This is a genomic window from Marinobacter aromaticivorans (genome assembly GCF_002806975.1).
Taxonomy (GTDB): domain Bacteria; phylum Pseudomonadota; class Gammaproteobacteria; order Pseudomonadales; family Oleiphilaceae; genus Marinobacter; species Marinobacter aromaticivorans.
In genome coordinates, this window is sequence record NZ_NIHD01000002.1 from 413,200 (window position 1) to 439,362 (window position 26,163).

Annotated in this window: 15 protein-coding genes; 8 read left to right on the forward strand and 7 right to left on the reverse strand. The window is 57.8% G+C overall.

Translation table 11 applies throughout. The features are described from left to right. Positions 1–2: 2 nt before the first annotated feature. The 3 genes from rbbA to CDH48_RS04750 form a co-directional block, all read right to left on the reverse strand. A complete protein-coding gene (gene rbbA, locus CDH48_RS04740; RefSeq protein WP_100687568.1) occupies positions 3–2,786 on the reverse strand; it encodes a ribosome-associated ATPase/putative transporter RbbA in 2,784 nt (927 codons plus the stop codon). Then, positions 2,776–3,777, reverse strand: a complete 1,002-nt coding sequence (locus CDH48_RS04745) for an HlyD family secretion protein (RefSeq protein WP_100687569.1) — start codon at positions 3,775–3,777, stop codon at positions 2,776–2,778. The genes rbbA and CDH48_RS04745 overlap by 11 nt, the downstream gene beginning before the upstream one ends. Before the next feature lie 142 nt (positions 3,778–3,919). After that, positions 3,920–5,482: a phospholipase D family protein gene (locus CDH48_RS04750; RefSeq protein ID WP_100687672.1), complete on the reverse strand. Its 1,563-nt coding sequence runs from the start codon at positions 5,480–5,482 to the stop codon at positions 3,920–3,922. A gap of 172 nt (positions 5,483–5,654) precedes the next feature. Here CDH48_RS04750 and CDH48_RS04755 point away from each other — a divergent pair, with 172 nt between their 5' ends. The 3 genes from CDH48_RS04755 to CDH48_RS04765 are packed head-to-tail and all read left to right on the forward strand — an operon-like array spanning position 5,655 to position 8,478. Next, positions 5,655–6,200, forward strand: coding sequence for a rhodanese-like domain-containing protein (locus CDH48_RS04755; RefSeq protein ID WP_100687570.1), 546 nt, complete (start codon positions 5,655–5,657; stop codon positions 6,198–6,200). Positions 6,201–6,259: 59 nt separating this feature from the next. After that, positions 6,260–7,870, forward strand: a complete 1,611-nt coding sequence (locus CDH48_RS04760; RefSeq protein ID WP_198515464.1) for a tetrathionate reductase family octaheme c-type cytochrome — start codon at positions 6,260–6,262, stop codon at positions 7,868–7,870. Continuing rightward, positions 7,867–8,478 carry a cytochrome b/b6 domain-containing protein gene (locus tag CDH48_RS04765; RefSeq protein WP_100687571.1) on the forward strand — a complete coding sequence of 204 codons (612 nt, stop codon included), beginning with the start codon at positions 7,867–7,869 and terminating at the stop codon, positions 8,476–8,478. The genes CDH48_RS04760 and CDH48_RS04765 overlap by 4 nt, the downstream gene beginning before the upstream one ends. A gap of 95 nt (positions 8,479–8,573) precedes the next feature. Here CDH48_RS04765 and CDH48_RS04770 read toward each other — a convergent pair whose 3' ends face one another. Continuing rightward, complete coding sequence (locus CDH48_RS04770; protein WP_100687572.1) at positions 8,574–9,014, reverse strand: hypothetical protein; 441 nt, start codon at positions 9,012–9,014, stop codon at positions 8,574–8,576. A gap of 164 nt (positions 9,015–9,178) precedes the next feature. Between CDH48_RS04770 and CDH48_RS04775 the strand changes: the two genes are divergently transcribed. Further along, positions 9,179–11,539, forward strand: a complete 2,361-nt coding sequence (locus CDH48_RS04775) for a sensor domain-containing phosphodiesterase (protein ID WP_100687573.1) — start codon at positions 9,179–9,181, stop codon at positions 11,537–11,539. A 42-nt stretch (positions 11,540–11,581) separates the two neighbouring features. Continuing rightward, on the forward strand, positions 11,582–11,953 hold the full coding sequence (locus CDH48_RS04780; RefSeq protein WP_100687574.1) for a VOC family protein: 372 nt from the start codon (positions 11,582–11,584) through the stop codon (positions 11,951–11,953). A 49-nt stretch (positions 11,954–12,002) separates the two neighbouring features. On the opposite strand, the gene CDH48_RS04785 is transcribed toward CDH48_RS04780, so the two are convergent. The 3 genes from CDH48_RS04785 to CDH48_RS04795 are packed head-to-tail and all read right to left on the reverse strand — an operon-like array spanning position 12,003 to position 16,231. After that, positions 12,003–14,267, reverse strand: coding sequence for an ATP-dependent DNA helicase (locus tag CDH48_RS04785; RefSeq protein WP_100687575.1), 2,265 nt, complete (start codon positions 14,265–14,267; stop codon positions 12,003–12,005). Beyond that, positions 14,264–15,976, reverse strand: coding sequence for a VRR-NUC domain-containing protein (locus CDH48_RS04790; protein WP_227520942.1), 1,713 nt, complete (start codon positions 15,974–15,976; stop codon positions 14,264–14,266). Before CDH48_RS04790 ends, CDH48_RS04785 begins: the two co-directional genes overlap by 4 nt. A gap of 6 nt (positions 15,977–15,982) precedes the next feature. Beyond that, positions 15,983–16,231, reverse strand: coding sequence for a helix-turn-helix domain-containing protein (locus CDH48_RS04795; protein WP_100687576.1), 249 nt, complete (start codon positions 16,229–16,231; stop codon positions 15,983–15,985). 203 nt (positions 16,232–16,434) lie between these two features. Between CDH48_RS04795 and recC the strand changes: the two genes are divergently transcribed. Genes recC through recD form a run of 3 tightly spaced genes read left to right on the forward strand, consistent with a single transcriptional unit; the run spans position 16,435 to position 26,155 of the window. Continuing rightward, positions 16,435–20,034 carry an exodeoxyribonuclease V subunit gamma gene (gene recC, locus CDH48_RS04800; protein WP_100687577.1) on the forward strand — a complete coding sequence of 1,200 codons (3,600 nt, stop codon included), beginning with the start codon at positions 16,435–16,437 and terminating at the stop codon, positions 20,032–20,034. Next, a complete protein-coding gene (recB, locus tag CDH48_RS04805) occupies positions 20,031–23,792 on the forward strand; it encodes an exodeoxyribonuclease V subunit beta (RefSeq protein ID WP_100687578.1) in 3,762 nt (1,253 codons plus the stop codon). Before recC ends, recB begins: the two co-directional genes overlap by 4 nt. Continuing rightward, entirely contained in the window at positions 23,789–26,155 is a 2,367-nt protein-coding gene (gene recD, locus CDH48_RS04810; protein ID WP_100687579.1) for an exodeoxyribonuclease V subunit alpha, read from the forward strand. The genes recB and recD overlap by 4 nt, the downstream gene beginning before the upstream one ends. The last annotated feature ends 8 nt before the right edge of the window (positions 26,156–26,163 follow it).

Consider the following 26,163-nt stretch of genomic DNA (forward strand, 5'->3'; position numbering starts at 1 on the left):
TCTCAACGCCCCTGTTTTCGAAGTAGCAACACCGACATCAGAGTCAGCACCGGAACAAACGCCACCAGCACCAGAAACGCCCCTTGCATGTCACCCAGGGACAGACCTTTGGTGAAAACCCCACGGCTGATCTGCAGGAACCAGGTGGCTGGCCAGAACTGGCCAATCAATGCGCCGACACCTTCGAGTGATGACACCGGTTCGGTAACCCCCGAAAACTGTATGGTCGGCAACATGGTAACAATCGCTGTGGCCGCCAGCGCCGCCGTCTGGGTCGAGGCGAATGCCGAAATAACCTGGCCCAGCGCGGTCGTGACGGTTACAAAGATCAACGCGCCCAGAGTAAGGGTCAAGACGCCACCCTTGACCGGCACATCAAACAGGAAAATGGCCAGCAGAACCAGGCTGGCATAACTCACCATGCTGAACCCGATATACGGCAGTTGTTTGCCCAGGAGGAACTCCAGCCGGTTCACTGGCGTTACATACAGGTTGGTTATGGAGCCCAACTCTTTTTCCCGCACAATTCCCAGCGCCATCAAGACCGCCGGAATAAACATTAACAAGATGGGGATAACCGCTGGCACCATAGCATCCAGACTGCGGAAGCCCTGGTTATAGCGATACCGGGATTCAACGGTTACCAGGCTCAGGGTTGGCACAGTACCGTAGGTGCGCCTGGCCAGATCCTTGAGATAGCTGAGATGCAAGCCCTGTATATAACCCCGAATGGTCTCGCCTCGGAAAGGCATGGCGCCATCGACCCACACCGCGAGATCTGTTGGCCGGCCACGTTTGAGATCTTTGCCAAAACCAGGCGGGATAACCAGCGCCAGACTGAGTTCGCCGGACCGCATCCGGTGCTCCAGCTCGGTCATGTTGCTGATAGCGGGTTGCTCTATGAAATAACGAGAACCGGAAACAGAGGTTACGTAATCGCGACTTTGAGCGGTCTGATCCTGATCCAGTACCGCAAACGGCAAATCCTCCACATCCAGCGTAATACCATAGCCCAGAATCATCATCAGCAACGCCGAACCGATAAAAGCGAACGACATACGGATAGGGTCCCGCAGTAACTCGCGGGTTTCGCGGCGGGCATACGCCAGCAGCCGTTGCGGACTGAACAGGCTATGGTGAAGCAGGGTGCTGGTGTCTGTATCGAATACCTTGCCATCGCCCTGGCTTTCAGGTTCTTTGTCGACGGCTTCAAGCGTTTGCATGAAGGCGCCTTCCAGACTGTCTTCGCCGGCCTGCTGAATCAGTGCAGCAGGGGTATCGCAGGCCAGCACTTCCCCGGCGTGCATCAACGAGATGCGATCACAGCGCTCACCTTCGTTCATGAAGTGGGTGGAAATAAAGATTGTTACGCCATCTTCCCGGGACAGTCGTAATAACAAATCCCAGAACCGGTTTCGGGCGCCTGGGTCTACGCCCGAGGTAGGCTCATCAAGAATCAGCAACTCCGGTGAATGCACCACCGCCACTGCCAACGACAATCGCTGGCGAACCCCCAATGGCAAGTCACCGGCCAGTTGGTCCATTACGTCGGACAAACCGAATTCCTCTACCAGCTCATTAATTCTTGGCTGGATGCGCTCTGGTGGCAGGTGAAACAGCTTGGCATGGAGCAACAGGTTCTGGTGTACGGTTAGTTCGCTGTACAGTGAGAACGACTGGGTCATGTAGCCCACCCGGCGCCGTGTATCCAGATCCCGTGCATCCAGGGGTGAACCAAACAACGACACCTCGCCCTCAGTAGGCGTCAGCAGGCCAGTGAGCATTTTCATCGTGGTGGTTTTGCCACAGCCGTTGGAGCCCAGAAAACCAAAAATTTCTCCTTTGGGGATGGTGAAACTGACATCGTTCACGGCCGTGAAATCGCCAAAGCGAAGTGTCAGGTTATGGGCTTCTATGGCAGGAATGTCATTCTCGCCTGTTGTCGTTACAGCTAGTGCGGAAGTTTGGCGGTCTCCCGTGATGGTTACCCCAACACTCTCATCTTGCTGGCTCTCGTGCGGTGACAGGACTGTAAAAGCATCGTCCAGGGTTTTTGTGCCGGTCACCTGTTTCAGTTCCTGCGGCGAGCCGGTGGCCAGAATGGTGCCGTTATTCATGGCAACCAGCCAATCGTAGCGCTCGGCTTCTTCCATATACGCAGTGGCAACAAGTACGCTCATGGATGGCTGCTGCTGCCGGATAGAATCAATCAGATCCCAAAAGCGCGCTCGCGCGAGGGGGTCCACGCCGGTGGTGGGCTCGTCCAGAATCAACAGTTCGGGGTTGTGGATCAGTGCACAGCAAAGCCCCAGTTTCTGCTTCATGCCACCCGACAGCTTGCCGGCGGGACGGCCTCGAAAATCCAGCAAGCCGGTGGCATCGAGTAAACGATCAATCTGCCGGGCACGTTCCTTACCTGTCAGCCCGAACAAATCGGCAAAAAACTCGATGTTCTCGTCGATTGTCAGCGTGTGATAAAGGTTACCGCCCAGCCCCTGGGGCATGTAGGCAATACGTGGCGCCGCTTCGCTGCGAAAGCGCGAGTCGGCCATGTTACCGCCCAACACCTGCAGCTTTCCCTGCTGCAACTGGCGAGCACCAGCCACCAGGCCCAGCAAGGTGGACTTACCCACACCGTCCGGCCCGATCAGGCCCACCATACAACCCGCGGGCAGGTCGAGGCTGACGTTTTCCAGGGCGGTACGGCTGCCGTAGCAGTGGCTTATTGACTCCAGCCGTGCAACCGGTTTTGTACCCACAGCATCGGCGTTAGGCTTATCCACCATTGGGCAGGTTCACTTGCAGATGCTCCGGCCAGGGCTGGCTTTCATCTAGGCGCACATAGGCCTCTCCCGGCACACCGGTTTTTACCCGGTCGCGGTAGGCGTTCAGCAACTCCGGATTGATGCGGATGCGCACCCGGAACATCAGCTTCTCGCGTTCGCTGCGGGTTTCTACCGCCTTGGGTGTGAACTGGGCCTCGGCCGCCACAAAACTCACCTCCGCAGGCACCACGTAATCGGGCAAAGCATCCAGAATAATCCGGGCTTCGGAGCCAACCCGCACCTTGCCCGCCTGCGCAGTGGGCAGGAAAATGGTGAGGTACACGTCAGTGACATCGATGACCGTTGCGACCTTGCCTCCGGCCGCCAGCACTTCACCCGGTTCGGCCAGACGGTAGAGCACACGACCGCCTACCGGGCTGTTCAGGTGGCTGTCATCAATGGTGGTTTGAATCTTGCGAATGTTGGCTTTTGCGGCTTCAATACCAGCGCGGGCAGAGGCCACCTGAACTCTTGATGCCTGCAAAGCTGCTTCAGCAGTTTCTGCGGTGGTGCGGGCACGGTCAAGCTGCTCCTGAGACACATGGCCTTTGTCCACCAGGGATTCCATCCGGCCCAATTCTGCTCGAGCCAGCCGGCGCTCACTTTCACGCTGAGCCACCATTGCCTGGGCCAGGTTCAGGGCTTCTTTCGCCTGGTTCAGGTTGGCTTCGGCCGCCGCCAATGTTGCCTGCAGTTCGTCGATGTCCATCTCAGCCACCGGGCTTCCGGGGTCAATCAGATCACCTTCGGCTACAAAAAACCTCTGCAAGCGCCCGGGGATACGGGTGGCGATGTCTACCTGAGTAGCTTCAATGCGGCCATTACCAGAGGCTATATGCTCCGGGAGCCTGTCATGGTCCGGCACAAACTGCCAGGCGACAATAACAATCGCGGCGATAAGGGCAAGACTAATCAGAAGTTTCTGGGGAACTTTGGAGTTTGAAGCGGACATTGATCTTCCCTGGTGCAGCCGTGAGTTAATACAGAAAATTAGGTTACTACCAGTGTAGTGACATCTTTACTATGTCGGACTGATGCGCATCAAGAACGTACGCGATGACAACAACCCAACAGGCACAACGACAAAGCTTCTTCTACAGCAAATGCTCAATAGGCAAAAACGAGAACAGGGAAACCAGCATACGCTTAACTGGCCCGGTTCCAGGATCGTGGCTGTGCCGGATTTCTTCCTCGCCATTGCGCTCAATCCACTGCAAATGGCCTGCCTCGTCCAGCACCACTTCATAGGCGGTTACCCGGGCCTTTTCTTCAAAGTGGTCCTCCACCGCCTGGGCGAGTTCCGGGCTCTCGATCACGAAGCCCAGTTCGGTGTTGATATGGACTGAACGGGGGTCAAAATTGAACGAACCCACGAACAGTCTTTTGCCATCTACGGCAAAGGTCTTGGCATGGAGGCTGGAGGATGAACTGCCTATCAGGTTGCCCTGTAGCTGGCGTTCCACAGGTTCCTCTCCGGGTAACTTGCGCAGCTCAAACAGCTGCACACCCGCTTCCAGCAGCGGCTTGCGATATTTCGCGTAGCCGGCGTGCACCATGGCCACATCGTTGGCTTCCAGGGAGTTGGTGAGCACTCGCACGTGAACACCCTGGCGCTCCAGATTGCGGAACAGCTCCACCCCGGCCTTGGTGGGTATGAAGTAGGGCGACACCAGTATTATCGAGTGCTCGGGGCTACCCATGGCTTCTGCCAGCTGGCGGCTCATCAAGCCGTTCTTCGGTTTTTTCCCCAGCACCTTGCGGGGGTCATCGCTGACCATGGAGACCGGTGCCCAGGTAAACCCGAGGTTACCTTCCAGCAGGTTTTTCAGGAACTCTGAATCGGCCACCGCACACACATAGCGGCTGGCCTCTGAGCGATCGTTGCATGCCCTCGCCGTTTCCACAACCTGTGCCAGGTCCTGCTCGCCGGCTTGCGGCAGGATGACCGCTGCGGGGTAGGCTGAGGCACTGGACCAATACCGGTCAAAATCATCCGAAAGCTCGCTCACCACCGGGCCTATGGCCAGTACATCGAGGTCTGCGAACAGCGCGCCCTGACCGGCTCCGAAATATTCATCCGCAATGTTGCGTCCGCCAATGATGGTGGCCTGGTTATCGGCCGTGAACGATTTGTTGTGCATGCGGTGATTCAGACGCGAAAAGCTGGTTACGTAGCCAATCCACTTGGGGCTGCGCACAACAAAGGGATTGAACAGGCGTACTTCTATATTCGGGTGGGTATCCAGCGCGGCCAGGGCACCATCCAGGCCCGAAATGCCATTATCGTCCAACAACAGGCGCACCCGTACACCGCGCTCGGCTGCGCGGTAGAGCACATCCAGCAGCATGGTGCCGGTGATGTCGTATTGCCAGATGTAGTACTGCACATCTAGAGTAACCTCCGCAGCTTCAGCCAATAGTGCCCGGGCTGCGAACGCATCGTGTGCGTTTTTTAGCAACACAATCCCGCTTTCCCCCGGGTGAGCGAGGGCCAGAGGGGCTATCGCACGCCCCAGCCGGGTATCGGCGGTTTTTTTGCTGGGTACCGAGAGGCTTTCCGTGCGGTCGCCCAGTGGGGGCAGAGCGCATCCGCTTATGCTGAGCAGCAGGGCCAGGAAGGATAAAACAGCCGGGTAATGCCGCGTGGGCCGGTTCAACAATGCACGCACTCCTTCTGATAGGAGGGCTAAGTGTAGCAGTTCCCCGGCAACTATTTGACCCCGGTCAAGCCAACGAATATAAGCTTATGCCCGGCATTGTGACTTTCAGGCCCTCAGGAGTATGGTGGAAGTAGCACCCCACTGTATGACGATTTCAGGAGAAAATGCGATGAGGCTTATACTGGCTGCACTTCTCGTTACCCTCGGGCTGAGCTTTCACGCGTCAGCGGAAGAAGCCATGTCCCTGACCCCACAGGAAACCTACGATCTGGTTCAGAAGCAGGGCGACCAGATGCTGTTTGTAGATGTACGCGACCCGATCGAAATCATGTTTATCGGCTTTACCGACGCCGTGGACAAAAACATACCGTTCAAGCTGGCCGACCGCAGCACTTTTCTCGCGGACAAGGGCCGGTTTGCCATGAAAACCAACCCGGACTTTGCCGCGGAGGTGGAGGAGGCCCTCAAGGATAAGGGGCTGAGCAAGGATGCCCTGATTGTCACCATGTGCCGGTCCGGTTCCAGCCGTGGCAAGCCCAGCGCCGACTATTTGCTGGAACGAGGGTTCACCAACGTGAAGTATATCGACCACGGCTTTCAGGGCAGTGGTGCAAAGGAAGGCAAAAAAGCCGGTATGAGGATTGTAAATGGCTGGCAGAACGATGGTCTGCCCTGGTCCATGAAGCTCAATCCGGAAAAAATCTACCAGCCCTGATAACAGCTACACTGGCAGGGCGGGTGGTTCCTTAATCTGACAATAACATGGAGGGTGTCATGGCCACCCTGAGCACGGTCCACCGGGGCAGATACCTTGCGGCGAGATTTCTGGCGGCCTTGCTGATGTTTGCAGGTACCCCAGGCATGGCGGCGATTGAGCGCAGCCCCGCCACTGCCGATCACAGCAAGTTCAAATCCCTCCAAGGCCCTTTTGAAACCGCCAGCCAGGTGACTGACGCCTGCCTGCGATGCCACACCGAGGCGGCCGATCAAATCAAGGCAACCACCCACTGGACCTGGCTCTATAAGCACGAGGAAACCGGGCAAACCCTTGGTAAAAACCAGGTAATCAACAGCTTTTGCGGTATGGCCGTCACCAATGAGCCCCGGTGCACTTCCTGTCACGTGGGTTATGGCTGGAAGGACATGAGGGAGCCGCCACCGGAAGCCGATTCCGCCGTGGATTGCCTGGTGTGCCACGATACCACCGGCGATTACTGGAAGTTCCCGACCCTGGCCGGCGACCCGACCTACGTACCCCGGGAATGGCCCAAGGGCAGCGGCAAGATTGTGCAACCGCCCGATCTTCCCGACATCGCCCAGAACGTGGGTGCCACCGGCCGCGCCAACTGCGGTAGCTGCCACTTCTACGGCGGTGGGGGCGACGGTGTAAAACATGGCGATCTCGACTCTTCCCTGGTTTCGCCGGAACGCGCTCTGGACGTACACATGTCCCCCGAGGGAGCCAATTTCAGCTGTTCCGACTGCCACTCAACCTGGGGTCACAGTGTTTCCGGCAGCCGTTATCAGGTAAACGCCAAAGATACCCTCGGCATTGATATCCCCGGCCACACCGACCTCAGCCGCGCGAGTTGCGAATCCTGCCATGGCGCTGAGCCCCATGAGAAAGAAAAGCTGAACCATCACGTGGACAAGCTGGCCTGCCAGACCTGCCATGTACCCGCTTTCGCCCGGGGTGGTGTGCCAACCAAGATGTGGTGGGACTGGTCCACGGCCGGCAAACTCGACGAGAACAGCGAACCCATCGCCACCTACGACGAGGCGGGCCATGTGAGTTATCTGAGCGAAAAAGGCGACTTCCGCCACGGTGAAAATGTGGTGCCTTACTACGCCTGGTTCGATGGCACCGTTGAATACACGATGGTTGACGAAAAGTTCGACATTGATAATCCACCACTGGAGATCAACCGGCTTGATGGCGCGCCAAACGACCCGGGCTCACGCATCTGGCCATTCAAGGTAATGCGCGGTAAGCAGCCTTTCGATACCGAATACAAAACGCTGTTGGCGACTCACGTCTTCGGGGCCGATGATTCCTCACTCTGGAGCAACTACGATTGGCCCAAGGCCCTGGAATATGCCAGCGAAATGTCGGGCATGCCGTTCAGTGGCAACTTCGACTTTGTGGAAACCAGGATGTACTGGCCGATTACCCATATGGTACCGCCAGCGGACCAGGCCCTGCGCTGCGGCTCCTGCCATGCCGGAGAAAGTCGCCTGGCCGGAATCGGTGGCATCTACATGCCCGGACACAACGCCAATCCATGGCTGAATCGCATTGGCTGGTTAATGGTGGCACTGACCCTGGCCGGCGTAGTGATCCACGGCCTTGCGCGGGTGGTATTCAGAAAGAGGAAGCAATCATGAGCCGGGTACTGATTTTCAAACGCTTTGAACGCTTCTGGCACTGGTTTCAGGCCTTGCTGATTTTCAGCCTGCTGATTACCGGCTTTGAAATCCACGGCAGTTACTCGCTGCTGGGCTTTGGTGACGCCACGCGGCTGCACACCATTGCCGCCTGGTCACTGATCGTGCTCTGGCTGTTTGCCATTTTCTGGCATATCACAACCGGCGAGTGGCGCCAGTACGTGCCCACCCGCGACGGCCTGTTCGCAGTGATGCATTACTACCTGATTGGCACCTTTACCGGTGCCGAACACCCTTATCGCAAAACCACCAGGGCCAAACACAACCCGTTGCAGCGGCTGGCCTACCTGTTTTTCAAGCTTGCAATCTCACCCATCATCTGGGTAAGCGGCCTGCTGTACCTGTTCTACAACGACTGGCCCGCCACGCTGGCAGGGGCACTCAGCCTCGAAACCGTAGCACTGGTCCACACGGCTGCGGCTTTTGCCATGCTGGTTTTCATTATTGCCCATGTGTACATGACGACAATGGGCCACACACTGACCAGCCATATCAAACCCATGGTGACCGGCTATGAGGATCTGGATGAGCCCGCCAGCAAACCCTGATGGCGTGGTGAATCAAACAGTTCAGGCAGGTATGAAAAAGCCGGCTCCTTGAACAGGGCCGGCTTTTTTTCATCCTCACGAACCGTGGAAGCGACTCAGAAGGTAAAAGTACGCATCGCCGGGTTCAGCATCTGGCCAGCCATCTCCGGTGGTGTAGCAACACCTACACCCTCAATCAGATCGCTCTTGCTGTAGTCACTGTTAGGCAGGTAAAGCGCGCACACATTAGCCACCCCGCCCTGCTTCATCAGCCCGCGCAGCATCTGGCCAGGAGTTACGTCCTTCGGTTTCAGCGCCGGTGCCTCGTAGTTTTTCAGTGCCAGGTCGCCGGCTTTGTCGCACAGCAGTACGTTTACCTTGGCACCCTGCTGGGCCATGGTGGTGGAAAGAACCATGGCCATACCCTGAGTTTGCAAGGAATCGCTTGAAAGAATCACCAGTACTTCCTCAACCATTTTCTGATCTCCTGCCTGAGCGCTGATGGGCGCAACAGCAACCACGGCTGCTGCAATAAGTGCCTTGAGTGATCTGATCATTATGCGGTGCTCCTTATCGGTTTATCGTTGGTATACACCCAGAATAGTTCCAGGGCCCTCATTGTTCAGTGACAAAGTCACCTTCACCCAGGTTAAAACCCGGCGGGGCCAACTTTTGTGCGATCTGCTAGAATTCCGTTCACTGGTTTTATCAAGGGCGGCAAATGACTGATACGGAGACTGAAAAAAGACGACTCGCAGCACTGACCCGGCTGGGGCTTCTCGACACCCCTCCGGAAGAGCGTTTCGAGCGTCTGACGCGGATCGCCAGACAGCATTACCAGGTAAAAACGGCCCTTTTCACCCTGCTGGACCACGACCGTCAGTGGTTTAAATCCCGGCAAGGGCTTGATATCTCCGAAACCCCACGCTCTGTCGCATTCTGCGATCATGCCATACGTCAGGATCAGATTTTTGTTGTGGAAGATGCAGCAGTGGATCCGCGCTTTCGCAACAACCCTTTTGTTCGGGATGCACCGTACATCCGCTTCTACGCCGGCATGCCCGTGCGCGAGCCCAGTGGATTCAGAGTGGGCACCCTGTGCATCATTGACGATAACCCTCGACAATTCAGCGAGAAAGACCTGGATGTACTACGCACCCTGGCCACCATGGTGGAGGAGGAGCTGGAACGTTCCTACAGTGACTCCGATAAAAGCGAGTATGTGCCGGTTTCCCATCTTAACCGGGCCATTCATCATGCCCAGAGCATTTTCCTGACCAGCGACAACGAGCGCTCTGCGTTTGAGCAGTTACTGAGCGATCTTCTGGCTCTTACCGACAGCAAGTTCGGGCTAATTGGTGAAATCCTGCATAAGGACAACGGCGCGCCCTTCCTGAAAGTTGGCGCCATCACCAACATCGCCTGGAGCCCGGAAACCCAGGCCCTGTACCAGGATGTGGAGCGCCGGGGCATGGAGTTCGACCGCCTGGACAATGTTCTCGGGCTACCCCTGGTGACCGGCGAAACCGTTATCTCCAACAACCTGGATGTGGATTCCAGGCGCGGAGGCCTGCCGCCCGGGCATCCGCCCATCAATACATACATCGGCATCCCGGTATACTCCGGGGGTGTGCAGCTGGGGCTGATTGGCCTTGCCAACCGGGCTGAAGGCTATAATCAGAAGCTCGCCGATGAACTGGCTCCCCTATCGCAGGCGCTCGGCAACCTGATTGAACGCAAGCGGCTCTACGAAGAAAAGAGAACCCACGAAAAGAATATTGAACTGGCTGCCAATTACGACGCACTGACCGGCCTGCCCAACCGCCAGCGGCTGACCGAACTGTTCGAGCAGGAGCTATACGAAGCCAACAAAAGAGACGGCGTGGTGTCTGTTTGTTTTATCGATCTGGACGGTTTCAAAGCCATCAACGATGAGCACGGCCATGCGGTAGGGGATGCGGTTCTGCGATCTGTGGCCACCAAACTTCAGGCCACCGTGCGTAGCCACGATATCGTAGCCCGCCTGGGCGGCGACGAATTTGTGGCAATCCTCCGCGATGTGGACGATGAACGGGTGTATGCCCGCCTGCTGGAAGCCATTCGTCAGCCCATTAACTTCCGGCACTATGTGCTCCAGGTTTCCGGCAGTATGGGCGTTACGGTTTATCCGGAGGATGATGCCGATTCCGACCTGCTGCTCCGGCATGCGGACCAGGCCATGTACGCGGCCAAGGAAACCGGCAGTAACTGCTTCAAGCTATTCGATCTTCAATCCCATTCTTCCCGCAAAGAACGTCTCAGGGTGCTGGAGCAAATTGACAGCGCACTGAGTAACCGGCAAATGGAACTGTACTATCAGCCCAAGATCTGTTTCCGAACCCGGTCGGTAAACGGGTTTGAGGCGCTGATTCGCTGGAACCACCCGAAGGATGGCGTGCTTGGCCCCGGGCATTTTCTGGCCCACATCGAGTACACCGAGTATGCCCGAACCCTGGGGAATTTTGTTATACGGGAGGCCGTCAGACGGCTGGTGGAGTTCGCCCGGCAGGATCTGCCCTATACTCTGAGCATTAATCTGAGCCCGTGCCATTTTCTGAGCCCGCAGTTCCGGGACGATTTATCCAGTGCCCTGGAGGAGTGCCCGGAAGAATTACGTGCTCACCTTATTCTGGAAATCCTTGAAACCACGGCCATGGATGATTCGGAAACCGTTCTGCAGAACCTCAAGGCCTGCCGCGAACTCGGGGTCGACGTGGCCCTGGATGATTTCGGAACCGGCTATTCGTCTCTGGATTATTTCCGCAGGCTACCGGCCCAGGAGATCAAAATTGATCGGTCGTTCGTAATGGATATGCTGGAGGATGCTGACGACAGCATGATTGTCAGTGCTATCGTCAGCCTGTCGAAAAGTTTCAAGCGACGGCTGGTAGCGGAAGGCATAGAAAATGCCAGCGTTGAGCAGAAATTGATAGAACTTGGCTGTGATCTTGGCCAGGGATTCTTTTACAGCAAACCCCTGCCACTGAGAGAAGCGCTGAACTGGGCAAAAGACTTTCAGTGGCAAAGCAGGTTTAATGACTAACCTCAACCGCGCAGGTTCAAGCGCAAGACCGGAGAATAAAGCATGATCGGATACGTCACCATCGGTGTCAGTGATATGGAAAAAGCCAAGACCTTCTACACGGAGCTCCTGGGTGGCATGGGCGCAAAGCTTCTGCTGGATATGGGGCGCATTGCGTTCATTGGTGAAAGCATGAAGGGGCCGATGCTGGCAGTTTGCACGCCATTTGACGGTGCCCCAAACCATCCGGGTAACGGCAATATGCTGGCATTCTGGCCCGGCTCGAAAGAGGCGGTTGATACCTATTACCAGAAAGCCATCGACCTGGGGGCGCGCTGCGACGGCGAACCGGGACAGCGTATCCCGGACAAGTTCTACGGTGCTTACGTAAAAGATATGGATGGCAACAAACTGGCGTTTTACCATTTCGGCTGATTCAGCCACCACTTCTGCCCACCTTCAGTCCCCCGGATACCGGGCCGCCCTATCCGGCGGCTTCGGTACCGAACCACCATCCCGGCAATAACCCCCGAACCGTCGGCTGCAAAAAGCGATCATCAATCAGCCAGATCACCCCCCGGTCATCCGGTGTGCGAATCACCCGTCCCGCAGCCTGGGCTACTTTCTGCAAGCCCGGAATCAGGTAGGTGTAATCGTAACCGGCGCCGAAGCGCCGGTGCAGGCGCTGTTTCAGAATCTCGTGCCAGGCATCGAAGGGCGGCAAGCCGAGCGTCGCCACGAAGGCTCCGATCAACTGATCACCCGGCAAATCGATGCCTTCGCTGAACACACCCCCGAGAACGGCAAAAGCCACGCTGCCGGATTCTTCCCGGAACCCTGCCAGAAACTCCTTGCGCTGCTGCGGGCTCATCCCCGGATGCTGTGAACGCTGGCGCACGTCCGGAGCATGTTTGCGTAATACCTCGCTCACGTCATGGAGGTATCTGAAACTGCTGAAGAACGCCAGATAGTGCCCGGGACGCTCCCGGTACTGCCTGGCAATCAGTGCAGCAATGGGCTCGGCGGATGCCTGCCGGTGGGCTTGGCGAGTGCTGATCCCGGGCGTGAAATGCACCTGTAGCTGGTCAGCGCTGAAGGGACTGGGCAGGGAGGTAAAACAGCTGCTTTCCGGCAACCCCAGCAAGTCCCGGTAATACACGCCGGGGCTGAGGGTAGCGGAAAACAGCAATACCGAAGCAGCTGCCTGAAAGCGGTCGCGCAGGAAATCCGCCGGCACCAGATTCTGGATAGTCAGGCTGGCACGGCCGCGGCCTTCGCGGCGGAACTCACACAGGGAATGATCGCCAAACGAGCCTGCCAGCTTCATGAAGGCAACGGATTCAAACAGAACCTCCTGCAATGCCAGGTCCGGCGGGTTGTCTGCCAGATAATCCGTAAGCCCGGAAACCAGCCCTTGCAGGCTGCCCGTGAGCGCGGCAGGCAGGTCATCAAGAAACACCGGGGTGCTGCCGTTCTCTGAGTGATCCCGGATAACGCCCTGCCAGGCGCGGGCGGTGCGATCCAGATACGGTTTCAGGGCTTTGGGGGCGGTTTTACGTACCTTCAGCAGCCGCTGCTGATCCAGTTGTACCGAATACATACCCCGGCCCCGATCCACCAGATTGTGGGCTTCGTCCACCAGAACGGCGGCTTTCCAGTTGTTCTGCCGGGTGAGGCCGTGGAGCAGGGCAGATTGATCGAACATCCGGTTCACATCGCCAATGATGACATCACACCAGCGCGCCATTTCCTGTGCCAGAAAGTAAGGACAGATATTGTGACCGGCGGCGATCCTGGCCAGCGCCTCCTGCGTTAACGTTGTGCCCGCCTGAGCGGCTTCGGCGCGGGCATCCGGCAAGCGATCAAAGAAACCCTTGGCCAGTGGGCAGGAGTCGCCATGGCAGGCTTTGTCCGGGTGCTCACAGGCATCGGACTTGGCCACCAGTTCCAGCGTACGCAAGGGCCAGATCTGCGGCGCTTCCTGTGCCGCCCGCAAACGCTCCATGGCATCCACCGCAAGCTGCCGGGCGGTGTTGCGACAGGTCAGGTAGTAAAGCCGGTCATGGTCCGCTGCGGGCATAGCCATAAGCGCAGGAAAAAGCGTACCCAGGGTTTTGCCCAAACCGGTCGGTGCTTCCAGCAGCAAGGTGCCGCCTTTTACCGCGTTTTTGTAGACGGTTTCGGCGAGTTGGCGCTGGCGAGGGCGAAACTGCTTGAACGGAAAGTGCAGACCCGAAAGGCGATGATCGCGCTGCTCCCGGTGGAGGGCTTCCTGCTCAGCCCATAACCGGTAGCGGTCGCATAACACTTCCAGTTCTTGCCAGAGCTCCTTGGCAGTGGCCGTTTCGGTAACCGGTGTTTCCCGGTTGTTGCCGATATTGAAATACACCAGCGAGAGCTTCAGGGTTTTGCGGCTTTCCTGCTTGCAGAGCAGGGCACCGTAGGCTCTTAACTGGGCCCGGTGCAACGCCCGTTGATGGGGCCGGATTCGGGACAGGTCACCTCGGTGGGTTTTGATTTCTTCCAGCAAACCGGAGTGCGGGTTATACACATCGACCCGGCCATACAGCTCCAACCCCAGGCATTCACCGGTAAGTGAATACTCGCTTTTGTAACCGTACCCACGCTTGCTCTGAATAGCCTGGTGGCCAAGAATGCCCTCTTCGGCACTGGGGGCCGGGGTGTAGCGAAAATCCAGATCGCCTTCGCGGGCGGCAAATTCGCACAGGGTTCGTACCGCCACCCTCATGTTGTTGCCTCGCTGTCTTGCCAGCGCAGGTAGCAGACGCTGGCAGCAATGCCCTGGCGGGCAAAAAAGTGCAGCCAGCGGATTTGATGATCCTGTAGTCGGTCGCCTGGGCCTTTTACCTCGATCATTTCATAACGGGGCGCATCTTCGTCGATCTCCTTGGAAAACCGTACAAGATCCGGGAAACCGCTGCGATGTTCGCGAATATTCAGCAGGAGTCTCTCGAACATGATTTTCAGGTCTGCGGCCGGAATACGGTCCAGCGCCAGGTTCAGCAACTCTTCACTCAATGCCGGCCAGGCCACAAAGGGGTTGGTAATGCCCTGTTTGGCGGCGTAGGTTTCCAGAATTATCTGACGGTAGCCGCCATCCTTCAGGGCGGCAAAGCACTGATCAAAAGCAGCTTGCCGGCGGTTGACAAAATCCTCCCGCACCAGATCCGCCGGCCCGGTGTGGAAGGGGTGAAAAAATGCACCGGGAATGGCTTTGAATATGGTGTGCCAGCACAGCAAGCCGAACAGGCTGTTGATCAGGGTATTTTCCACATAAAACGCAGGCGCTTCTGGCGTGGAAAGATGATCCCGAACCACCATCTCAACCGAGCCACCGGTTTGTGGCAGGGTCAGTGTGAACTCGCAGATTTCAGGATTCATCGAAGCGGACGGAACCGGCTCGCCCACCTTTTTCGCCAGCCGCTTCACAATGCGAGCCAAACCCTGAGCTTCGGCATCGCTCAACTCTTCCTTTTCCCACTGTGTTGCTATGGCCCAGGCTTGCTCAAAGCGTTTCATCCGCTCCAACAGACGCAGCTGTTTTAATCTCGCCTCGCGATGGCCACTGGCCGCCAGCGCATGCAACGCCAGCTCCCGATCACCCTGGCGCTCCGCCTGCCGCCCCAACTCGAGCAGCAGGCGATCACGGCGGCTGGTAAGCCAGGGGTTGTTTGTGGCTGCGGGAATATCAGCCCAAACCTCAGCGGCATGTACTCCGGCATCCAGGCTCTCGCGGCAGTGGTGCATGGCCAGGTAGGTATCCACCTCGCTGCGCTGAGAGAACGCCCGTGCTTCGGGGGTAAACTCCACCTGCTCATAGCGGTGATGGCCCAGCTCAACCAAAACAAAATCTGACCAGCTCTGGCGTAGGTTGCCGAAGAACATCAGGCGAATGCGATCGAACAAAGCCATATGGCTCACCCGAACCACCGGCGACGCCACCTCACCAAACCAGCCCGACAGTGTGCGGGCATCAGTATAGAATTCCTGCAGGATTTCCTTCATCCGGGCCTTAGGCCGATTTTTGGCAAGACCAGCCTGCTCCAAAACCGGCGCAAAAGCCGCGCGCAATTCAGCCAGAGTAAACAGACGGAAAATGTCATCCAGAGTTAGCAGGGGATTCGCATCCAGCCAGCCATCGGCAACCAGCTCATCCAATGCCTCCGCCTCCGGGCAGCCCAGCTCCGGGTAACTCAGCTTGTCGGTGCGAAACAGATCACCCGTGCGCATCACCATGCGGGTCAGCAAGGCACGGGCAGCGCGAGACAACTCAAAAAAATCACGCAAACAGCCTCGCTCCAGCTCCAGCAGCAGATCCGAGTGATAATTCGCCACCCAGGCCACGACCGTTTCCATGTTTTGCAGGTAGTACAGGGGGTTTTCAAGGTCTGCGGCGGTGGGGCGTTCATGGCCCGGAGCCATTATCAGTTCAGACATGCCCTATCACCATTCTTCGTTCCAGCCGCATAAATGATCCGGTGCGTTACGCTCCACCACACGCAACTCAAGGTCAAGAGCGGAAAGGAGTTTGAACAGAGTCTCAATGCGGGTCTTGTCCGGATGGTTCTCGAAGCCGGAAACTGTGGCTTGCTTCACCCCAACTCTGACGCCCGCAGCCTGCTGACTAATGTTTTGGCGCTGCCTGGCATATTTAATAGCAGCAGCCAGAGCTTCAGGCGTTGTGATTCTCATGACTATTTCCTTTCGTAGACGATTCAACCTTCATCCCTTGTGGGGTATAAAGTCAAAAATATCCTTTATACGGGATAATGCCAGCGACAGTTTTTCCAAAATCGAATTTCACACCCTCTCACGTGCCTGAGCAGTCCGTTTCTCCAAGCACATACGGTAACCTGTAGCATTGGAATAGTCTGAAATACCAAACAGGGAAAAGCATGCCCGAACATTCTGCCATCACCCCAGGCTTTCATGCCGTTCACGCCAACCATCTGGAAGACCTGCGCCGGGCGGTGGTGTTTATCTGCCAGCAGAACCCGCTGCCACCGCTGCAGAGCGAGACCTTTCTGGTGCAGAGTAATGGTATTGCCCAGTGGTTAAAGCTGGCGCTGGCAGAGAAGCGTTCGGAAGATGGCAGTGAGGGCGGATTGGGCATTGCCGCCGGTATGGATTTTCTGTTCCCGGCGCGATTTATCTGGCAAGCCTACCGGGCCGTGCTGCCGGATGGTGAAGTGCCGGAACAGTCACCTTTTGATAAACGCCGGCTGGTGTGGCGGCTTTATCGACTGCTACCGGAGCTGGTCCATACCGACGAGGTGTTCAACCCGCTGGCGCGCTTTCTGGAAGGCAGCGACCCGGATTTGCGGGCCTTCCAGCTGGCGGAGAAAGTAGCAGATCTGTTCGACCAGTATCAGGTGTTCCGCGCCGATTGGCTGGCCGCCTGGGAGCAGGGCCGGGATGTGGTGATCACCGCCCGCAGCGAAGAAAAGCCGGTTGATAAGGAAACGCTTTGGCAGCCGATGCTCTGGCGCAAACTGGTAGACGACACAGGTGCGGAAGCCCACACCAGCCGTTCGCAGATTCACACGCGGTTTATGGCCGAGGGTCAGCGTATCTCTGCGCCCGCTCACCCAAGCCGCTTGCCCAAACGCATCGTAGTATTCGGGGTATCCTCGCTGCCGCGTCAGGCGCTGGAAGCTCTGTATGTTCTCAGTCGTTTCAGCCAGGTGGTGCTGTGCGTACACAACCCGTCGCAGTTTTACTGGGCGGATATTGTCAGCGACCGCGAACTGCTGAAAGCAGAGCGCAAGCGGGGCAAGGTTCACCAGACCCTGTCGATGATTGAAGATCCCGGCCAGCTCCACCAGCACGCCAATCCGCTGCTGGCCGCCTGGGGTAAACAAGGCCGGGATTATATTCGCTTGCTGGATGAGTTCGACAATCCCGATGAGTATCGTGCCAGCTTCCAGACGCCGGATCAGAAGATCGATATCTTCTCCGAGCATGGATCGGATCAGGCGCCATGTTTGCTGCATCAGCTCCAGAACGACATCTACAACCTGACGCCCCTTCAGGAAATCCGGGACGAACAACGCCAACTCAATCTGGCCCACGACCACTCCATCGCCTTCCACGATGCCCACAGCCCGCAGCGGGAAGTGGAGATTCTGCACGATCAGCTTCTGGCTGCCTTCAACGCAGATGCCACGCTGCGACCTCGGGATGTGATGGTGATGGTGCCGGACATCAACGTCTACGCACCTCATATTCAGGCGGTGTTTGGTCGCTACACATCAGGCCTCAAGCGCCACATTCCGTTCACTATTTCCGATCAGGGCCAACGCCACCACGAGCCGGTGCTGATTGCCCTGGAAACGCTCATGTCATTGCCCCGCAGCCGTTTCGGGGTGAGTGAGATCATCAGCTTGCTGGAAGTGCCGGGAATTCGCGATCGCTTTGACATTGCCGAAGAAGAAATTCCATTGGCCCGGCGCTGGGTAGAAGGCGCCAACATTCGCTGGGGTCTGCACGGCGCCCACCGGGAAAGCCTTGAACTGCCTGCCGGTCTTGAGCGCAACACCTGGCAGGCTGGCCTGCGCTCCATGCTGCTGGGATACGGCATGGGCGACGATGAGCCCTGGGCCGGTGTTCAGCCCTACGGTGAAATCGGCGGGCTGCAAGCCAGTCTGGCCGGGCGCCTTGGCGAGTTTGTGTACCGCCTGGAAACCCTGTGGCAAGAGCTGCAAGCAAGCCGCACACCCCAAGAGTGGGAAGAACTCTTCTCGGCCATGCTGGAACAGTTTTTCCACAAGGTAGAAGGGCATGATTTATTGCTGCTGAACCGCTTTCGTCGGCAACTGGAACAGTGGCTGGAAGACACCCTGGCCGCCGGGCTGAATCAGCAATCCTTACCGCTGAATATAGTGAAGGACGTATTGCTGCAGGGCCTGGACGAGGGCGGCCTGAACCAGCGCTTCCTGGCCGGCAAGGTAAACTTTGCCACCTTGATGCCCATGCGGGCGATTCCTTTCCGCAAGGTGTGCCTGCTGGGCATGAACGACGGCGACTACCCCCGCTCACGGCCACCGGTGGATTTTGATCTGATGGCCCAGGATTACCGCCCGGGGGACCGTTCCCGCCGGGAAGACGACCGTTACCTGTTTCTCGAAGCCATGCTCTCCGCCCGCGAACAGCTTTATATCAGTTGGGTAGGACGCAGTATCAAGGACGATTCGGAACGCCCACCGTCTGTGCTTGTAGGCCAACTGCAGGATCACCTGAACAGCCTGTGGCAGGTGCCCGGCCAGCCGGACGTTACCGTAACCAAAGCACTGACCACATGCCACCCGCTTCAACCCTTCAGCCGGGATTATTTCCCCAAAGCTAACGGTCTGGGCGAAGGCGAGGGCAATCAGCCAAAGCCCCTCGCCGAGGTGCTGGCCGGCCGCAGCCTGTTCACCTACGAACACGAATGGCGCGGTGCCCATGGCAACGAGGCTGAAGAAAATCGTGAGCAGCAAACCGCCCTGCCGTATCAGCAGCCAGAGGAACCGATCACCCTCAACGATCTGGCCGCTTTCCTGAAAAAGCCTGTGGATACCTTTTACCAGCGTCGCCTGCAGGTGCGCTTCGAGGATGTGGAAGACGACGACACAGATAACGAAAACTTTGATCTGAACGGGCTCGACCGCTGGCGTCTGGATACCGAACTGATTGAGCAGGGCCTGCTGAAAGCCAAAGATGAAGAAGACCTGCATGAACGCCTGGAAAGCACGCTGGATCGCATGGCGCGACGTGGCGATCTGGGCATGGGTGTAACTGAACACAGACTACGCAGCGACCTCTCTGGCCGCTTACCAGATCTGTTCCAACGCTATCAAAGCGCCTTGGCCGAGTGGCCCGAAGCGATCAGTGAACCCTTGCCGTTTGAATATCGTCTGTCCAATAACACTGGATCGGTAGAAGTGCTGGATTTAATTAACAACCTGCGCCGCAACCACGAAGGCAAAACCTGCCGCCTTGTGATTGCCGGTTCCAGCCTGCTCACCGCCAGCGGTAACAGCAAGAAGCTCCGCTACGCCAACCTGATGCGGGACTGGGTGATTCATCTGGCCGGGCAACTGACTGCACAACCGTTTGAAACGCTGATTCTGGGCAAGGAGGAAGGCCGGAAAGTCCGCTTTGCACCTCTGCCCAAGGAATCCGCCGCCAGGCATCTCGATGCCATACTTGCGCATTGGATAGAAGCCAGCACCCGCGCCTTGCCACTGCATTGTGAAGCCGGCTTTGCCTGGATTTACAGCTTCTACCAGAGCAAAAAGTTCCTCGGTGATCACGACCGCGCCATCAGCGATGCCCAGCAGGCCTACACCACGGCCCTGGAGCGGGACACAGGCTATCTGCGTGGCGCCTTTGAAAGTCCCGAAGCCCTGATGGAAAGCGGCGAATTTGAAGCCTTGCTGCACGCGCTTTATGTGCCTCTTTGGGAAGCTGAACAGGGTAAATCCGCCGCCGGTCAGATTGAGGGCAAGCTATGACAGCCATCACCGAGACAAAAAACCCGAACCTTGATCCGCTGGCGCTGCCCCTGCACGGCAGCAGCCTGATTGAGGCCAGTGCGGGTACCGGAAAAACCTTCACCATCGCCATTTTGTACGTGCGTTTTGTGCTTGGCCACGAACAACCCGAAGACAGCCCGCTGGCTGCCGGCATGCTGCCGCCCAACCTGCTGGTGGTCACCTTCACCGACGCCGCCACCAAGGAACTCCGGGATCGCATTCGTACCCGGCTCACGCAAGCGGCCGAAGTGTTTTCCAGCAACGGGGAGAGCATTCAGCCCACACCGGAAACCGCTCTGATCCATCAGCTCCGGGAAGACAGCTACCCCGACCCGGCAACCTGGCCGGACTGCCGCAAAAAGCTGCTGCTGGCCGCCGAGTGGATGGACGAAGCCGCGGTGTCCACCATTCACGCCTGGTGTAACCGGATGCTCACCGAGCATGCGTTCGACAGCGGCAGCCTGTTCCGCCTGTCACTGGAAACCGATCAGAGCGAACTGCTCGATGAAGTGGCGCGGGACTACTGGCGTACCTTTATCTATCCGCTTAGCCCTGAAAAAAGCGAAGAGCTAATATCATGGTGGCCGAGCCCAACTGCCCTCGGTAAAGCTCTGAAATCACTAATTGGGAAGGTCGAGAGCAATGCCTTACCAGTGGAGTCGGTAGAGGCGCTTGTTGATCAGGCGGAAAAAGAGAAATCAGATTATCTTCAGCGATTGAAAGAGCCCTGGATGGAATGGTGCATCGAGCTTAGAGAGTGGATAGATGCAACACAAAACTACAAAAAAGCGAGCGACAAGCTTATTGGCGGGACTCAAGCCAATACTATAAAAAACGCTGTCTCACATCTCGAAAACTGGGCTAAAAGCGACGAGAACCTGCCGAAGGGGTTTCTGGAAAGCGGCAACAAAAGACCCAAAGGTTATTTCTATCTAACCGAAGAGGGACTGGGCGATATATGGAAGGGTGCTGATCCATTTCCAAATCACCCGGCGATGTCTGAAATTGTTCAACTTGAAGCGGATTTAAGGCAACTGCCAACAGCTAAGTCCAACATTCTTCAGCATGCACTTGGTTGGATCAATCAACGACTGGAATCGGAAAAACAAAAACGCTCCGAAATGGGCTTTGACGATCTGCTCACACGGCTGGACGATGCCCTGCATGGCCCCCGTGGCGATCAACTGGCAGCCACCATTCGTCGCCAGTTCCCGGTGGCGCTGATCGACGAATTCCAGGACACAGATCCGGTGCAATACCGCATCTTCAACCGCATTTACCGGGTTGCAGAGAATCACCCGGATACCTGCCTGCTGATGATCGGCGATCCGAAGCAGGCCATTTACGGCTTCCGCGGCGCCGACATCTACACCTATCTGGCCGCCCGCACCGGCGCCCGCGACCGCACCTGGACACTGGGCCGCAACTTCCGTTCGTCCAAACCCATGGTGAAAGCAGTCAACCGGGTATTTGAACATGGCGATCTGAACAGCCCGGAAGGTGCCTTCCTGTTCGGCAAGGGCGATACCTCCCCCCTGCCATTTCAGGGGGTAGAGGCAAATGGCACCAAACGCCTGTGGTCGGTCAACGGCGAGATACAGCCCAGCCTCACCCTATGGTCACTGGAAAGCGATCAGGAAGACAAAAATGGCAATCGCAAGGGACTGGCCAAAGGCACCGCCACAACAGAGGTGGCCGAAACCTGCGCCAGCGAAATCGCCCGACTGCTGACACTTGGCCAGCAGGGGCAGGCCGGTTTTGCTCTGGAAGAGAACAAAGGCGACCTGGAGCCGGTTGAACCCAAAGACATCGCCATTCTGGTGAATAACCGCAACGAAGCCGCTGCAGTGCGAGATGCTCTGGGCCAGAGGCGCATCAAGAGCGTGTACCTGTCTGACCGGGATTCAGTACTCACCTCGCAAGAGGCAAAGGAAGTGCTGTGCTGGCTCAAAGCCTTTGCTGAGCCACGGCAACTGGCCTACGCCCGGGCGGCGCTGGCCACGCCCACTCTCGGCTTGCCCTGGCGCTACCTTGACCAGCTGTTGACCGACGAGATGGCGCTGGAGCGGGAGATTGACCGCTTTATGGCTTATCAGAAGCAGTGGCAAAGTCAGGGTGTACTGCCCATGCTGCGCAGCTTCCTGATGGACTTCGATGTACCCGGGCGCCTGCTGCAGCGCCCGGAGGGCGAACGCCGGCTGACCGACATTCTGCACATTGCCGAACTCCTGCAACAGGACAGTCTGCAACTGGACGGCGAACACGCATTGGTGCACCACTACACCCAGATTCTGCGGGCGGCGGACGAAGAAGACGAACACCGCACCCTGCGCCTGGAAAGCGATGCCGGCCTGGTAAAAGTGATTACCGTGCACAAATCCAAAGGTCTGGAATACCCCCTGGTGTTCCTGCCCTTTGGCACAGCCTTCCGCGCTCAAAACGAAAAACAGTCGTTCGTGCGCTATCACGATGACAACGCAAAGCTGATCACCGTGTTTGATCCAACACCGGAAGACGTTGCCCGGGCAGATCAGGAGCGGCTGGGCGAGGATATCCGCAAACTCTACGTGGCCCTGACCCGCGCCCGTTTTGCCACCTGGGTCGGCGTTGCGGAGATTGATAACTGGCACCTCAGTGGCCTGGGGTATCTGCTGGGTGGCGAGCCTGCGGCGCAACACCCGCTCAGTGGCGCGCTGAAGCCTCTGGTTGATGGCTACACCGAGCTATGTGCCCAGCCGCTGCCAGAAGCGACGGACGCGCGTTACACTGAAAAAGCACTGGCAGCCCTGGGCCCGGCGCTGATTTCAACCCGCGAAGCCCGGGAAGACTGGTGGATTGCCAGTTACTCCTCTCTGGAATACACCGGGCTTTCCGGAACCGGCATAGCCTTCACCGGGGAAGTGGAAGACGCCGAAACCCAGAACCTGCTGGAAGAGGGTGCCCACAACCCGGAGGACGAAGACGCAGGCATTCCCCTCAGCCTCAGCCTGCACAACTTCCCGAAAGGCGCAGGCCCGGGCACCTTTCTGCACGATCTGCTGGAGTGGTGCGCACAACAGGGCCTGCAACACATTGTTGATAACCCGGAACAACTGCGTGAGCAGCTCAGCCGCCGTTGCAGCACACGGGGCTGGAGTGACTGGGTCGATACGCTTGAACACTGGATACTTGCGCTCATCCGCCAGCCACTACCGTTAAGCCGCAACGGTGGTGAAAGCGTCAGTCTGTCGAGCCTTGGCACCCTGCGCCCGGAACTGGAGTTCTGGTTTGAAAGCCGCAATGTAAGCACTCAAGCCATGGACAAACTGGTTACCCAGCACACCCTCAACGGCGCCGACCGACCGCAGGTGGATGACAGGCGCTTCAACGGCATGCTGAAAGGCTTTATCGATCTGGTGTTTGAACACAAGGGGCAGTATTACGTGCTGGACTACAAATCCAACTACCTTGGCGACAACGACAGCGCCTACACAGATCAGGCCATGGGCGAGGCGATTCTGGAGAAGCGCTACGACCTGCAATACGTTCTCTACCTGCTGGCCCTGCACCGTTTGCTGAAAGCCCGCCTGCCGGATTACGACTACGATCAACGCATAGGCGGCGCGGTGTATCTGTTTTTGCGCGGCGTGAACGCGCCGGGGGCAGGTGCGTTTACCGACAAGCCACCCAGAGAGTTGATTGAACAACTGGATGCCATGTTCGACGGCAAGGCAGTCCCCGGGGAGGTGGCGGCATGAGCAAAAAACCTAATACCGACAACCAGTTTGCCTTTGATCTGAAAACCCCTGGTGAGGCAGGCAAGGCTGCTGATATTGATAATGCCGTCGATATGGATAGTGCCGTTGATATGGACAAGACACCTTCAACATCGTCCGGCCCGGACATCAGCCTTGCTTTGGATCAGACCGAAAGTGTTCTGACGCTGCTGGATAGCTGGCAACAAGCCGGCTGGATTCGCCCGTTGGATGTACGCTTTGCGCGGCTGATTCAGGATCTTTCAGAAGAGCAGGGCGAAGCGCCGCAACCTCTGGTTTTGCTACTCGCTGCACTGACATCCCATCAGGTGGGTAGGGGCCATGTGTGCGTGGATCTGGCAACCCTGTTGGCGGACGCGGACAACACCTTATCACTGCCGCCGGAGGAGCCCATCGGTGCTCTCTCCACACAAACCAGAGGTATTCTGCCGGGCTCACCGGCGGAGCAGGACATCACCAAAGACAGCCTCAATAGCCCGGGAGAACTCCTGGCTCAGGTTTCCACACAGCAATGCCAGGACGCTCTGGAATGGACTTTGGCGGTAAGTGATGGCTCACACACTACGCCACTGGTATTGGTTGGCACCCGGCTTTACCTGCGCCGGTTCTGGCGTTACGAACAACAAATTGCCGCCGGTATTCTGCAGCGTCTGGCACAGCCGTCCACCCTGGCTGACCCGTCTTCAATCGCGGCCTCAACACTCAGCAAGTCTCTGAACGTACTGTTCAAACCACAGGCTACTGCAGGCTCTCCGGTGGACTATCAAAAGCTCGCCTGTGCCCTGGCCGCCCGCAGCCGTTTCGCCGTGATTACCGGTGGCCCGGGCACCGGCAAAACCACCACTGTGGTGAATCTGCTGGCCGCCCTGCAGTCCGTCGCGGGTGAATCCGCAGAGCGCGATGGACGCAAATACCGTATTCGCCTGGCAGCCCCCACAGGCAAAGCCGCAGCCCGGCTGAACGAATCCATCGGCGGTGCCGTCAGCCGCCTGCCACTGGCGCAGTTACCGGGACAGGTGTCTCTGGCGGACATTCCCACCAAAGTCACCACCCTGCACAGGCTTCTGGGCAGCCGCCCGGATACCCGCAAATTCCGCCATAATCGCGACAACCCGCTGCTGGTGGATATTCTGGTGATCGACGAAGCGTCCATGGTGGATCTGGACCTGATGGCGTCGGTGTTTGACGCCCTGCCCGCCAACGCCCAACTGATTCTGCTGGGCGACAAAGACCAGTTGGCCTCTGTAGATGCCGGTGCCGTGCTGGGTGAACTCTGCCAGCGCGCGCCAGAAGGGCATTACCTGCCAGAGACTGTGCAGTGGCTGAAAGCTATTACCGGCACCGACATCCCGGAAAACCTGCAAAACCCCGAAGGCCAGCCGCTGGACCAGGCGGTGGCCATGTTGCGCAAAAGCTACCGCTTTGCCGAAGGCAGTGGCATTCGCCAACTGGCCGAAGCGGTCAACACCAACACCCTGAGTGACAGCATGCTTCAGCAGGCCCGCAGCGCCGGGTTTGAGGATGTGGTGTGGCTGAATGGCCGTACCAGCAAACCCTCGCTGGAAGACACCCAGGCGTTGATCTGCCACCATGCGGTCAGTGGCAGCCCGGACGCATTCCGGAATAATGGAGAAGGGCGAAGGGATAACAAAGGCAAGCCTCTCCCACCACCGGTCGGCTACCGCCACTACCTATCGCTGATGCAGAGCCACAACCTGGACGCTAACAGCACCACAGAGCAGTGGAACGAACTGGCAAGATCCGTACTGGAGGCCTTCAGTGATTTTCAGGTGCTCTGCGCCCTGCGCCGCGGCCCCTGGGGTGTAGAAGGCCTGAACGAACTCATCGCTCACCACCTGCTCAAGCAAAAGCTCATTCCCCGGGCCGAAGGCTGGTACGCCGGGCGCCCGGTGCTGATTACCGGCAACGATTACAATCTGGGCCTGATGAACGGCGATGTGGGCATTACCTTCAATCTGTCTCCGGGTGCTGACGCACACGCCAACGGCATACAACCGAACCCCCTATTGCGCGTGGCCTTTCCCAGCAGCGATGGCAGTGGCGACATCCGCTGGATATCCCCCAGCCGACTGCAACAACTGGAAACCGTGTACGCCATGACGGTGCATAAATCCCAGGGCTCGGAGTTCAATCACACCTGCCTGGTGCTGCCAGACCGCCTCAGCCCGGTGCTCACGCGGGAGCTTGTGTATACCGGCATCACTCGTGCAAAGAACTGGTTCAGCCTGATAACCGGCGACGCCAGCGTGTTCTCGGAAAGTGTTGGGCAGCGGGTGGTTCGTGCTTCGGGGTTGGCTTCGGAGGCTCGCTTGCACCAAACCTGATCCCAGGG